The sequence below is a fragment of the Deinococcus aquaticus genome, from assembly GCF_028622095.1.
Taxonomy (GTDB): domain Bacteria; phylum Deinococcota; class Deinococci; order Deinococcales; family Deinococcaceae; genus Deinococcus; species Deinococcus aquaticus.
This window is the reverse complement of sequence record NZ_CP115165.1, coordinates 277,397-290,187: the sequence shown is the minus strand read 5'-3', so window position 1 is coordinate 290,187 and position 12,791 is coordinate 277,397. Positions and strand designations below refer to the sequence as shown.

General features: G+C 69.9%; 13 protein-coding genes. 4 read left to right on the top strand and 9 right to left on the bottom strand.

From position 1 onward, the window contains the following. Positions 1-6 precede the first annotated feature (6 nt). The gene (gene greA / locus M8445_RS01420) at positions 7-477 is read right to left on the bottom strand and encodes a transcription elongation factor GreA (protein ID WP_273989157.1); all 471 of its coding nucleotides are present in this window, start codon (positions 475-477) and stop codon (positions 7-9) included. A 205-nt stretch (positions 478-682) separates the two neighbouring features. Here greA and M8445_RS01415 point away from each other — a divergent pair, with 205 nt between their 5' ends. After that, positions 683-1,009 carry a hypothetical protein gene (locus M8445_RS01415; RefSeq protein WP_273989156.1) on the top strand — a complete coding sequence of 109 codons (327 nt, stop codon included), beginning with the start codon at positions 683-685 and terminating at the stop codon, positions 1,007-1,009. 62 nt (positions 1,010-1,071) lie between these two features. On the opposite strand, the gene M8445_RS01410 is transcribed toward M8445_RS01415, so the two are convergent. From M8445_RS01410 to M8445_RS01400, 3 genes are all read right to left on the bottom strand, one after another. Continuing rightward, positions 1,072-2,166 carry a phosphohydrolase gene (locus M8445_RS01410; protein ID WP_273989155.1) on the bottom strand — a complete coding sequence of 365 codons (1,095 nt, stop codon included), beginning with the start codon at positions 2,164-2,166 and terminating at the stop codon, positions 1,072-1,074. Beyond that, a complete protein-coding gene (locus M8445_RS01405) occupies positions 2,159-2,956 on the bottom strand; it encodes an enoyl-CoA hydratase/isomerase family protein (RefSeq protein ID WP_273989154.1) in 798 nt (265 codons plus the stop codon). Before M8445_RS01405 ends, M8445_RS01410 begins: the two co-directional genes overlap by 8 nt. A gap of 247 nt (positions 2,957-3,203) precedes the next feature. After that, a complete protein-coding gene (locus tag M8445_RS01400) occupies positions 3,204-3,929 on the bottom strand; it encodes a phosphorylase family protein (RefSeq protein WP_273989152.1) in 726 nt (241 codons plus the stop codon). A 347-nt stretch (positions 3,930-4,276) separates the two neighbouring features. On the opposite strand from M8445_RS01400, the gene M8445_RS01395 reads away from it, so the two are divergent. From M8445_RS01395 to recJ, 3 genes are all read left to right on the top strand, one after another. Further along, complete coding sequence (locus M8445_RS01395; RefSeq protein ID WP_273989151.1) at positions 4,277-5,464, top strand: S-layer homology domain-containing protein; 1,188 nt, start codon at positions 4,277-4,279, stop codon at positions 5,462-5,464. Between the two features lie 204 nt (positions 5,465-5,668). After that, a complete protein-coding gene (locus M8445_RS01390; RefSeq protein WP_273989149.1) occupies positions 5,669-6,076 on the top strand; it encodes a hypothetical protein in 408 nt (135 codons plus the stop codon). Between the two features lie 71 nt (positions 6,077-6,147). Beyond that, positions 6,148-8,181, top strand: coding sequence for a single-stranded-DNA-specific exonuclease RecJ (recJ, locus tag M8445_RS01385; protein ID WP_273990797.1), 2,034 nt, complete (start codon positions 6,148-6,150; stop codon positions 8,179-8,181). Positions 8,182-8,239: 58 nt separating this feature from the next. On the opposite strand, the gene M8445_RS01380 is transcribed toward recJ, so the two are convergent. The 5 genes from M8445_RS01380 to M8445_RS01360 all read right to left on the bottom strand — a co-directional run bounded on the left by M8445_RS01380 (position 8,240) and on the right by M8445_RS01360 (position 12,593). Continuing rightward, complete coding sequence (locus M8445_RS01380) at positions 8,240-8,686, bottom strand: tellurite resistance TerB family protein (protein WP_273989148.1); 447 nt, start codon at positions 8,684-8,686, stop codon at positions 8,240-8,242. 163 nt (positions 8,687-8,849) lie between these two features. Beyond that, complete coding sequence (locus tag M8445_RS01375) at positions 8,850-9,914, bottom strand: NAD(P)/FAD-dependent oxidoreductase (RefSeq protein ID WP_273989147.1); 1,065 nt, start codon at positions 9,912-9,914, stop codon at positions 8,850-8,852. Continuing rightward, positions 9,911-10,339, bottom strand: a complete 429-nt coding sequence (locus tag M8445_RS01370) for a CoA-binding protein (RefSeq protein ID WP_273989146.1) — start codon at positions 10,337-10,339, stop codon at positions 9,911-9,913. Before M8445_RS01370 ends, M8445_RS01375 begins: the two co-directional genes overlap by 4 nt. Continuing rightward, positions 10,336-11,718 (bottom strand): glutamate-1-semialdehyde 2,1-aminomutase, encoded by a 1,383-nt coding sequence (hemL, locus tag M8445_RS01365; RefSeq protein WP_273989145.1) that lies wholly within the window; start codon positions 11,716-11,718, stop codon positions 10,336-10,338. Before hemL ends, M8445_RS01370 begins: the two co-directional genes overlap by 4 nt. Before the next feature lie 197 nt (positions 11,719-11,915). Further along, positions 11,916-12,593, bottom strand: coding sequence for a hypothetical protein (locus tag M8445_RS01360; protein WP_273989144.1), 678 nt, complete (start codon positions 12,591-12,593; stop codon positions 11,916-11,918). Positions 12,594-12,791: the final 198 nt, after the last annotated feature.

The window sequence follows — 12,791 nt, the reverse complement described above, 5'->3', positions numbered from 1 at the left end:
CGCCGGTTACACGTAGTCGACGGCCAGCACTTCGAAATCGGCGGTGCCCTTGGGTAGCTGCACCGTGACCTTCTCGCCGGCCTTGCGGCCTGCCAGGGCCTTCCCGATGGGGCTGGCGTCGCTGATCTTGCCCTTCAGTACGTCCACCTCGTAGGTGCCGACCAGTTCGAACTTGTGCTCCTTGCCCTTGGCGTCTTTCACGGTGATTTTGGCGCCCAGGCCGGCGCCGCCGCTGCTGTCTTCCTCGATGATCACCGAGCGTTCCAGCTGGCTTTCCAGTTCCGAGATGCGGGCCTCGTTCTCGGACTGCTGCATGCGGGCCTCGTCGTAGGCAGCGCTTTCCCGCAGGTCGCCGTCGGCAATGGCGCGGCCCATGTTCTCGGAGATTTCCTCACGCTTGGTGGTTTTCAGGAAGTGAAGGGTTTCGAGCAGTTTTTCATACCCGCGCTGGGTCATGGTGATGCGTTCTTTCGTCATAGACAGTCAAGTATAGAGGCTCGGGCGGTAAGCGTGTCTGTGAAGGGCCGCCTCCCGCTGATCGGCTGGTCAACACGCGCGGCCCCGGCCCGGGTGTCGGGGCTGCGTGCGTCGGTGCAGCGGGTGTTGCTGAAGCGGTGTTGATGAAGGACGCCCTCAGTGGCTCCCCACCCACCCCGGCGGACCGGCGGGTACGCTGGGCACCATGACCCGCAAGAACGATTCCGAGTACGCCCCGGAGGGCGAAGTGCGAGACGACGGCACCACCGGCGAACTGTTGCAGGACAAGATGGCCGCCGAGAGCCTGCTGCGCGGCGCGGCCGACGCCGACGGCACCAACCCCAACGACCAGCCGGGATTCAATGACGGCGTGCTGGGCGGCCACGACTTCGAGGACCGCCAGGGCACCCCCAACAACGACGGTGACAGCGACCTCGAAGGCCGCGCGCAGGGCGGCGACGGTGCGCACCGCAGTGGCGGCGTGGACGGCGGCCCTGCCCGCACCACCCCACTGCCCGGCACTGAGAAGTAACCCACGGATGCAGGAACGCCCCGACCGGTGATCTGGTCGGGGCGCCCCTGTGTGGCGTGAGGTCAGCGGCTGTCGCTGCTCAGGCCCAGTTTCTCGGCCACGGCCTGCTGCGCCTGCTTCTGCGAATCCATGACCTCCACCTCGACCTGCTCGCCGCTTTCGAGGTCCATCACGAAGTGATCGCCGTCCAGGCGGACCCGCGAGAGGATCTGCTCGTCACCCTGCGGGCGGGTCGTGGCGCGCAGTTCCACGAACCGGCGCAGCGGCGTGCGGATGACCTTGGGCGCCAGGATCTCCTCGACCTGAAAGATGCCGCCGGAGTTGTTCATGGTCACGCTGATCAGCACCGGCTTGTCGCGGCCCCTCTCGATGACCACCTGATCCACGGCCAGCGCACTGATCGAGTGGATGTCCACGCTGCCCAGGCTGAACGCCTTGCGGCCCCGGCCCTTGGTGATGTCCGTGCCGTCCGCGACGGCCACGATGCCGCCCTCGATGGTCAGCGGGGCGGGATTCAGGTCGTGGCAATTGATGCCGCCCAGAATGAACGAGCGGACCTTGGTGCGCTTGAACGGGTCCGGGTACAGCGGCCCCATGATGCGGTCCAGGATCGGCAGGGCCAGCGCCACGCCGTGCGCCTCGTGCCCCGCCCGGTGAATCTGGTTGCCGATGTCGTGCAGCATGGTGCCCAGGATCACGGTCAGGAACACGTCGTCGGGGTCGCCCACGCCGCTGTCCATCAGGTCGGGTTTCACGCCGCCCTCCAGCAGCAGTTCCGTGATCGCCATGCCCGCCGCGCCCGTGATGAACGCGTGCACGCGCCCGTGATCGTTGTACCCCAGCTTGCGCATGGTGATGTAGTTCGCCATGTCCCAGTGCGCCAGGGCTTCCGGGTCGCCCCGCAGCGCCTCGTACGCCGCCAGCGCACGCGGGTACGAGGCCAGGTCGGCGCGGATGGCGCCGTCGGCCTCCTCGATCAGCTTGGCGCGGGGCGTGGTGAACTCCACGACGCGCTGGCCGTTCGGGGTGGCGCTGCCCTCACGGCCCGGCGCAGGCTGCGCGCGGCCCTCGACATCGCTGACGACGCCGCTCTGCACGCTCAGGCGGAACTTCTGGGGGTTGCCCTTCCCGTCGGAGGGGCCGCCCTTCTCACTCACCCTGGAACTCCGCCGGGCGTTTGTTCAGGAAGGCGTCCACGCCCTCGCGGAAGTCCTTGGTGGCGACCGTCATGCCGAACAGGTCCGCCTCGATTTCCAGGCCGCCTTCCAGCGTGGTGTCCATGCCGCGCCGCACAGCTTCCTTGACCAGCGAGATGGCGATGGGCGCGTTTTTCAGCATGGCCTCGGCGACCTCGCGGGCCCTGGTCAGGGCGTTGTCGGCCACGTAGTTCACGAGGCCCATACTCAGCGCCTCGTCGGCCTTCACCTGACGGCCCGTGAGGATCATGTCCAGCGCGCGGCCCGTGCCGATCAGGCGCGGCAGGCGCTGCGTGCCGCCGAACCCGGGAATCAGGCCCAGGCTGGTTTCCGGCAGGCCAAGGCGGGCGGTCGTGGCGGCCACGCGCACGTCGCAGGCCAGCGCGAGTTCCAGTCCGCCGCCCAGCGCGTACCCGTTCACGGCCGCAATCACGGGAATGGGCAGGCTGCTGATCTGATGCATGACGTCCTGCCCGGCCAGCGCCAGTTCACGGCCGTCGTACACGCCTTCCAGGTCGCCGAACTCGCTGATGTCCGCGCCCGCCACGAAGGCCTTCTCGCCCGCGCCCGTGATGATCAGTACGCCCACCTCGGCGTCCTCGATGATCATGTTCACGGCCTGCGCGATCTCCGAGAGGGTATCGGCGTTCAGGGCGTTCAGCGCCCGGGGGCGGTTGATGGTCAGCACGGCGATGGGGCCATGCTGGTCGATCTGCACGTTATCGAATTCCAGTTCGTCGAGTTGCGTCATGGGTTTATCCTGCCACAGCCCGCGCCGCCACGCAGAACGCACCTCACGAACAGCGCCCCACGAAGGGCACTCCTGAACCTGCACTCCTGAACCCACACTGCTGAACCGGTGCGGTCACGCCGTGCTGCCTGCCGGGGGGCAGACTGCCCAGTGGACTGGCAGACCCGGGGGCCACGGCGAACAACAATGCCGTGGCCCCCGGGTCTGTCCGGGACGCCTGCGCGCGCCGGGCGTTCCGGGTTGTCCCTTACTGGGTGTCGGCGGCGGCCAGCGTCACGATGGCGTCCAGCGCCACGCGCACCATGCGGTCCACCCCGGCGGCCAGCACCTCGTCGGGCACCAGTTGCGGGTCGCCGATGTCGTTGCTGCACGCGGTCAGGCACGCGGCCCGCAGGCCCCGCTGCGCCGCGACCAGGAAGATGGCGCTGGCTTCCATCTCGAAGCCCAGCACGCCCCGGCCTGCCCACAGGCGCGCGTGCTCGGGGGTGCTGGCGTAGAAGGCGTCCTCGGTCATGACCAGGCCCACGTGGTGCGGCGCGCCGTGCTGGCGGGCGGCCTTCACGCTGGCCTCCACGACCTCGAAACTGGCGGCCGGGGCGTACGGCGCGCCGCCCAGCATCTGGCGGGTGGTGCCGTCGTTCGGGACGGCCGCCGTGGCGATCACCAGGTCGCCGGGCGCGACGCTGGGGGTCGCGCCGCCCAGCGTGCCCACGCGGATCAGGGTGCGGGCGCCTAGCCGCGCGAGTTCCTCGGTCACGATGGCGGCGCTGGGGCAGCCCATGCCGGTGGTCTGCACGCTGACCGGCACGCCCTGGTAGGTGCCGGTGAAGCCCAGCAGTTGCCGGTGACTGGTGTACTCGCGGGCATTTTCCAGGTAGGCGCTGGCGATGTGGCGGGCGCGGTTGGGATCGCCGGGCAGCAGAACGTACGAAGCCACGTCTCCGGGCTGGGCGCGAACATGAATCTGACTCATCTGGCGAGTATAAGGGGCGCAGACTGGTCAGTCCGGTCGTCTGAGGGCCACGCCGCCCCTGAATCTTCTCTCATGAGGAGGCGACGTGTACGTTTCGACAGGCTTCTCATGTGAAGTTGAAAAACCCCATCGTGAAGCGCTTCCAGGCGACTCATGCAAAATGACCCATCTGACATTTATTCCTCATGATGGCCCGAAAGCAGCCATTTCGCCCTTTCTGGCCGCCTGACCCGAAGGCTAACCGTAGAGAAATTCACAAAGCCCTCACTGCTGATGCCTACGGTGAACAGTAGGAAACCGGGAAGACAAGTCCCACATCCCGCACCGAACACCCAAGGAGAACGAACATGCGCAAATCACTGATCATCGCGTCCACCCTGGCCCTGAGCCTCGGCGCTGCCAGCGCCCAGACCACCACCACCACCGCCGCCCCCGCACAGGTCACCCTGAGTGACGTGCCCGCCGGCCACTGGGCCAAAGACGCCGTTGACGTGATCGTCAAGTGCGGTCTGATCCAGGGCTTCCCCGACGGCACCTTCCGCGGCAACGAGAACCTGACCCGCTACCAGGCTGCCCTCATCTTCTACCGCCTGCTCCAGAGCGGCGCCATGAGCGAGTGCGGTATGAGCCAGGGCGACATGACCACCGTCGCCAACGGCATGCAGGAAGTCAGCACCGAACTGGCCGCCATCGCCAGCCGCGTGACCGACCTCGAGAAACTCAGCGCCGACCAGCAGGCCCGCATCGACGCCCTCGAAGCCAAGATCAACGGCATGGGTGACGGCGCCGCCACCGCCGACACCGCCGCCCTGACTGCCCGCATCGACGCCCTCGAAGCGGCCGTCCGTAACATCCCCGCTGGCCCCCAGGGTCCCGCAGGCCCCGTCGGTCCCCAGGGCCCCGCCGGTCCTGCTGGCGCTGCCGGCACCACCACCACCGGCACCGTGACCGAACCCGTCACGCCTGCCCCCACCACCGGCACCGTCGTGATCGGTGAGCCCGTCGCCACCGACGACGGCATGATGAACACCGGCCGTGGCCTGTATGCCGGCGTCGCGCTGGGTGCCAAGTCCGCCATGAGCGGCTCCGAGTGCCTGAACACGCTTGACAAGAACAAGGGCAAGGTCAACTACTGCGTGACCGGCGGCGTCGTCGTCGGCTCCAGCAACGTGATCGGCCCGGTCGGCGTGCGCGTCGCGGCCGACTACCAGCCCGGCTGGAACGCCATCAGCGGCGACGTCAGCGCTACCTACGACCTGAATACCGGCAGCAACCTGACCCCCTACGTTGGTGCGGGCCTCGGCCTGACCAGCAGCCAGAAGCGTGGCAACACCACGCAGAGCGGCACGGACATCTACGCCAACGCCCTGCTGGGTGTGGACTACCGCATCACCGACAGCATCTCCGCATTCGTGGAAGGCAACGGCAAGTACTACCTGAGCAACAACGGATACGGCACGGGTCTGGCGGCGAGCGACGCCAAGACCGGCGGCTTCAACTTCGGCGCGAAAGCCGGCGTCAAGTTCTACTTCTGATCCCCACTCTCTGACCCGCACGCCGGGTCACGAGCAGACGGCCTCCCATCTGGGGGGCCGTTTCCTGTTGCCTCAACACTGGGTACCCCGTCTGGCCGGGCTATCGTGGAAGTGTCTCTGGACCTCCTGGCCCTCTTGCTGTTCCCACGCGGCGGTGAGACACCTTCCGGACCCGGTCGGTGCAGAGGGGTAGACTGAGGGGGTATGCGCCTCGTTTCTTTCCTTCAGGTGCTGCTGCTGCTGGGCATCGCCGCTTACCTGGCCCTGTTCGCTCTGGAGAACCCTGAACTGGTCCGCCTACCCCTGCCTACCGGCCGGGGAGAGGTGAGCGTGTCAGTCGGGGTGAGTGTCAGCCTGTTCCTGCTGGTGGGGGCGCTGTTCATGGCGCTACTGCTGCTGCCGGGTCTGGTCCGTGAGAGGCTGCGCCGCCAGAGTGAAGCCCGGTTACGCCGCGATACCGAGGACCGCCTGACCGCGACCCTGCAGGCGAGACTGGCAGCCATGCAACCGCCAGCCACGCAACCACCAGCCATGCCGCCGCCCGCTGCCGCGCCCACCGTCACGCCGACGCTGCCGGGAACGGACGCCGGCGTGGCCGGGAGCGCCCCGTGAGTGTCCGCCAGCGCCCGGACCTGGAGTGGCTGCTGGCCCCGCCCGCCAGCCGTGAGCAACTGCTGGACGCCATGCGCCTGTGGCGGGTGTCGCCTCCGCTGGCGCAGGTCCTGAGTGGGCGTGGCCTGAGCGCCGCGCTGCTGGACCCACCCCTGACCCTGACGCCCAACCCGGCCCTGCGGGAAGCGGCCGGGCGGATCGTGCAGGCCATCCGCGAGCACAAACGCATCCGCATTCACGGGGATTACGACGCGGACGGCGTGAGCGCCACCGCCACCCTGGTCCTGGGCCTGCGGGACCTGGGCGCCGACGTGCACGGCTTCATTCCGCACCGCCTGAACGAGGGGTACGGCGTTCATCCGGACAGGGTCGAGGAGCACGCCGCCGCCTGTGACCTGCTCGTCACGGTGGACTGCGGCGTGACCAACCACGCCGAGATCCGCGCGCTGCTGGACCACGGCACGCAGGTCATCGTGACCGACCACCACGCGCCCGGCGACGAATTCCCGGACGCGCTGGTCGTGCACCCGCACCTGACCACTGACTTCGACCACGACCTGCACAATCTGACCGGCGCGGGCGTGGCGTACCACCTGCTGTGGGCCGTGAACGACCTGCTCGGCCTGCCGGAACCCCGAGCCTACGCGGCCCTGGCGACCCTGGGCACCGTGGCCGACGTGGCCCCCCTGATCGGGGAGAACCGCGCCCTGGTCCGCGCCGGACTGGACGCCCTGGCCGCAACCGAACTGCCGGGCCTGCGCGCCCTGCTGGACTCTGGACGGGTCCGCCGGCCCACCGCGCGGGACGTGGCGTTCATTCTCGCGCCGCGCATCAACGCCGCCGGGCGCATGGGTGAGGCCGACGTCGCCCTGGACCTGCTCACGCAGCGCAGCCCGCACGAGGCCAGCCGCCTCGCCGAGTACCTGGAAATCCGGAACCTGGAACGCCGCAAGTTGCAGGACGACATGTTCGCGCAGGCCCTGACCATCGCCGACCCCGCCGACCCGGCCCTGGTCGTCACGCACCCCGACTGGCACGCCGGGGTGATGGGCATCGTGGCCAGCAAACTGCTCGAGACATACCACAAACCCGTGTACATCATCGCGCAGGGCAAGGGCTCGGTCCGCAGCACGCCCGGCATCAGCGCCGTGCAGGGCCTGCGCCTGAGTCACGACCTGCTCAAACGCTACGGCGGGCACCCCGGCGCGGCCGGGTTCTCCATCGACCCCGCCAACATCGGCGCGTTCCAGGAGCGCATTCACGAGTACGCCCGGCAGTTCCCCGCGCCGCACCCCCGCGTGCGCCTGGACGCGCCGCTGCCGGGCCTGGGGGCCTCGCTGGACCTGCTGGCCGAGGCCGCCACGTTCGAACCGTTCGGCGAGGGCCACCCGCTGCCGCTGTGGCACCTGCGCGACACCCTGACCGACACCCGACTGGTCGGCAAGAAAGGCAACAGCCTGCAGTTCAAGGTGGCGGGCCTGCGCGGCATCAAGTTCGACGAGACCGACGACACCGGCGGGGAACGCGACCTCGCCGCGCAACTGGTGAGCAGCGAGTGGCGCGGCCAGACCCGCCTGGAATTCCACGGGCAGGCCCTGCGCGCCCCCGCCACTCTGCGCCTCGACGCGCCGCCCGCCCCGCAACCCTATCCGCGCCTGAACCCGAAAGCCGCCATGGACCACCTGCGCGCCGGGGCCGCCGCGCATGCCACAGGCCCCATCGCCGCGTACCTGCGTGACAACGTGCCGGGCCTCACCCTGACCGGGCCGGGGGACGCGCACCCCGGCGGCGAACTGATCCTGTACGCCCTGCCGCCCGAGGACGACCTGCGCCGCTGGACCGGGCAGGGCCACGTGTCGTTCGCGTTTGGACCCAGGACCCTCGCGGACCTGGAAGGCAGCCTGACCCGCCACCACCTGGGCACCCCGCCCGCCAATCCCCTGCTGGGCGCCGAGGACGGCCTGGAGGCCGCCGCCGACGCCTACCGCCGCTGGCAGTGGGCGCACCACTGGCGCACCCTGGACGACGAGGGCTGGAGCGCCAGCGTGCACGCCATGCTGGGCCTGCCAGCCGTGCCGGCACGCGAAGCGGTCAGCGCGGACTGAACGTCACAGGAAGGGGGACGCGCCTGCATGATGGCGCGTTCCACCCTGGCGGCTGTGGTTACAGCCCGAATTCGCTGGGCTGGAGTTTCAGGGCGTGGATGATGTCACGCGCCATCTTCTGCTCGCTCTCGTCGAAGTTGCCGTCGGCGGTGGCGATCAGCAGGGCCACCTGGGCGACCGTGCGGGCCTCCACGGCGTCCTTGGCGACCTTCCCGACCGCCTGAAGCAGGTTGATCTTCCCGAAGTCCGGGTCGCGGGTCATGGTGTCGCAGTGCGCGTCGTACTTGGCGGCCAGCACGCTCACGTCGAAGGCCTTGAGCTTGTCGGAACTCATGATGAACGCGGCCGTCTTGCGCCTCTCCTCGGGGTCGATGCGGCCGTCGGCGGCGCTGATCAGGGCGCTGGCGGCCATGGCGGCGTCCGCGAACTTGGCGTTGTTGTACTGCCCCCAGCCCTTCTGGGCGGCGTCGAGGCCCTGCTGGGCGCGGTCTTTCAGGTTCTTCATGAATCCCATGATGTGCTCCTTTCCCGGCGCGTGCCGGGAGGTCCTGCCTGCTGGCATCCTAGGGCGCGGGACACTGAGATGCGTGCGAGGTTGCGTGCCCGGCCCCGGTGAGTCGCAGGGAAGAGGCCAGCAGGTCGTGCCCCGGTGGCCCTGAGGGGCGTGGTCAGTCCGTGCCGGTCACGCGGCGCGCCAGCGCCCAGCCGCTGAGCAGCGCACTCTCCACGCGCGGGCCGTGCGGGTCGGGCGTGAACCAGTCGCCGCACCAGCCCAGGTCCAGCGCGGCGTCCCAGTGGCAGGGGCCAGGGGCGGTGACGGCCGGGATGGAGTACCGCCAGCGGTGCGCGAAGGCCTGCGCAACATCCAGCGGCCCGAGGATGTCCTGCGCGGCGGCCAGCAGGTCCGGCAGCACCTGTTCGGGCGTGCGTTCCAGGTTCGCGCGGCTCCATGCGGGCGTGGCGTGCAGTGTCAGCGAGGGGGGCGCGCCGTCCGGGCGTTTGGTATGCTCGCGCGCGATCCATTCCAGAACCGGATGCTCGGGCCGCAGGGCGCGCCAGTCGGCAGGCAGGTCTTGGCGCAGGATCACGCCGGCCGCCCAGCAGGGGTCGTACGTGACCAGTCCGGCCTGCCGCGCCGCTTCCCCGGAATCATGGCCGTGCAGGACGGCCGGAATGACGTCGGGGCTGCCGGGGTCCAGGGTGGCCAGCAGCGCCAGGAGTTGCGGGGCCGGGACGTTCAGGATCAGCTTCGCGGCGTCCCAGTGCTGACCCTCACGCGAGTGCACGCGCCAGCCGCCGCCCTGGGTGGCGTTCAGGCGTTCCAGGCTGGTGACGGTCACGCCCGTTTTCACGTCCAGGCCGCGTGCCAGGGTGCGGCCCAGCACGCTCATGCCCGCCGGGGGCGCGTAGCGGGGGTGACCGTCCTGGGGCAGGGTGATCTGCCCGGCCTGCCAGTGGGCCACCCCGCGCGTCCACACGGCGTTCCAGCCGTCCCGCACGCCACCCTCGGCCAGGGTGCGGGCGCGGTCGCTGCGGGCCGTGAAGAAGCGCGCCCCGTGATCCAGGCGCACCTCCTGCCCGTCCGGGAGGGTCACGCGGCGTGTCGCGGCCCGGCCGGACACGCCGCGCGCCTTGTCCAGCAGGGCCACGCGCAGGCCCGCGCGGGCGGCGTCCTGCGCGAATGCCAGCCCGCCCAGGCCCGCGCCGACCACCAGTACGTCCGCGCGTGTCACAGCAGCGCGCGGTGATCCGCGAGCAGGCAGCGGTCCTGCACCACGTCCATCCCGCACTTGCTCAGCTCGGCGGCCACGGCGTCGTCCCGGATGCCCAGTTGCATCCACACGACCTTCGGGGGCGGCGCCATCGCCAGGATGTCCGGCACGTGCAACCTCACCTTGTCGCTGCGGCGGAAGATGTCCACGATATCCACCGGCACCCCGATCTCGGCCAGCGTGGACACCGCGCGGTGCCCGAAGTAACTCTCGCCGCGCGCGGCCAGCGCCGGATTCACGGGAATGATGGTGTACCCCTGGCGGTGCATGTACTCCGGAACGTAATACGCGGGTTTCACACTGTCATGGTGAAAGCCGACCACCGCGATGACCTTGTGGGTGCTCAGGACGTTCACGATCTGCGCCGTCTGCGTCAGGAGGGTCATGCGCCGGCTCCCAGCTCATGCGTCCCCAGGTCACGGCCCCCAAGATCCCGGTACGCGGCCTGCGCGGCCTCCAGCGTGGCGTTCAGTTCCGTGTCGCCGTGCGCGCCGCTCACGAAGATGCTCTCGAACTGGCTGGGCGCCCAGTACACGCCGCGCGCCAGCATCCCCTGGAACCAGCGGGCGAAGGCGGCCGTGTCGCTGCGGGCCGCGTCGGTGTACGTGCGCACATGGCCGTCCGGGACGTCCTGATGGAACGCCGTGAGCATGCTGCCCACCCGGTTCACGCTGACCGGCACGCCCGCCGCCTGCGCCGCCTCCTTCAGGCCCGAGGCCAGCTGCGCCGTGTAGGCGTCCAGCCGCGCGTACAGGCCCGGGTCGTTCTCCAGGGCCGTCAGGGTCGCCAGGCCCGCCGCCATCGCCAGCGGGTTCCCGCTGAGCGTGCCCGCCTGGTACACCGGCCCCTGCGGCGACACGAAGTCCATCACGTCGGCCCGGCCGCCATAAGCGCCGACCGGCAGGCCCCCGCCGATGATCTTGCCCCAGCAGATCAGGTCCGGTTGCAGGCCCAGCAGCCCGGTCGCGCCGTTCAGGGACAGGCGGAACCCGGTCATGACCTCATCGGCGATCAGCAGCGCCCCGTGCTCCTTCACGCGGTGCAGCGCCGCCAGGAATTCCGGCGTGGGCACCAGCACCCCGGCGTTCCCCACGACCGGCTCGAAGATCACGGCCGCCAGCTCGTGCCCCCGCTCGGCCAGCAGGGCGTCCAGCGCCTGCGGGTCGTTGTACTCGCTGACCAGCGTCAGGCGCGCGTACTCCTCGGGCACGCCCGCGCTGCTGGGGGCCGCTGCGCCCAGGTGCCCCTCGTTCGTCATCAGGCCGCTCCCGGCCTCGACGAGCAGGCCGTCCGCGTGCCCGTGGTAGTTCCCGCGGAATTTCAGGATGAACTTGCGGCCCGTCGCGCCGCGCGCCAGCCGCAGCGCGCTCATGGTCGCCTCGGTGCCGCTGCTGACGAAACGCACGCGGTCCACGCCGGTCAGGCGCGTGACCTGCTCGGCCAGCAGCACCTCACGTTCGCCGGGCGCGCCGAAACTCGTGCCGAACTGCAGGGCGTCCGCGACCGCCTCACGCACCGCCGGGAGGTTGTGGCCCAGGATCATCGGCCCCCACGACCCGATGTAATCCAGGTAGCGAGTGCCGTCCGCGTCCGTCAGGTACGCGCCCTGCGCGCTGGCAATAAAGCGCGGCGTGCCGCCCACGCTGCGAAAGGCCCGCACCGGGCTGTTCACCCCGCCGGGCGTGACGGCGCGCGCCCGCGCGAACAGCGCCTCGGACTGCGCGGTCGGCGCGGGCAGGACGGCAGAACTAAGCTCAGTCTTCATGACGCTCACCTTATCGGAGCCCCATGAGGCAAGTGCGGCAGCGCGCACACACACTGCCCGCCCGCACCGCGCCGCGCCGCGAACTTCAACGAATCATGAAGACCGGCTGCGGGAGGGAGAAGGAGGCCAGGGAGCGCAACAACAGACGGCGGGAAGCGAACCCGTCGCCCCCCGCCGCCTGCCACTGGCCGCCTGAACTACAGGCCCAGCAGGCCCAGCGCGGCCGTGTCCGTCAGTTCCTTCTGGAAGGGCTGCACCAGCGCCCGCTCCTGCGCGGTGCCGGTCTGCACGTCACGGTTCAGGTCTGGTAGCTGCCCACTCTGAAGCGACTGCGCCGCCTGCGCGAAATCGATGTTCGGCACGCCCAGCGCGCGGTTCACTCCGGCCCGCACCTGCGCGTAGCGTTCCGGTGTCATCCCCTCGGCTGTCAGCGCCGCCGCCTGCGCTTGCCGGGCCGCGCCCACACTGCTGCCCGCGTCGCGCAGGACCGTCATCACCTGGAACAGATTCGGGTTCTGGCCATTCTGAATGTCGGTCCAGACCTGCTGCACCCCGGTAAAGGAACTGCCCATCGCGGCACTCACCGTCCGGCGCACCCGCACGAACTGCTGCACCTCCGCCCGCGTGAAAGGCGCGGCCTGCGTTCCTGCACTGGCGCTATCCGTCTGTGTCCCGCCGGTCTGACCCTGCGGCGACTGAGTCTGCGTGCTCGTCTGCTGGCCCTGCGAGGTCGCGCCGGGCGTCTGCCAGTTCGCCAGGAACGACCGGGCCGGCTGAATCACCAGGAACCACGCCAGCGCGCCCAGCAGCGCCAGCACCAGCAGGCCCCCGCCGCAGCCCAGGCAGCCGCACCCCGGCCCACGCCTGGCCCTCACGCGCGCCCCCACACGTTCCAGCGTTCCCTGCCTGCCCGCTCACCTGCGCCGCTCTGTCTCATGCGTTCAGGTACGCACCTGTCCCGCAGATAGTTCCGGAACCCGTTTCTCTCCTGCTCGCTCTGCTCGGGTTGAAAGTTTTTGCAAACCTTTCAACCGGAGTCCGTATCAGGCTGCCTGCGGCGTGATCTTCCGTAC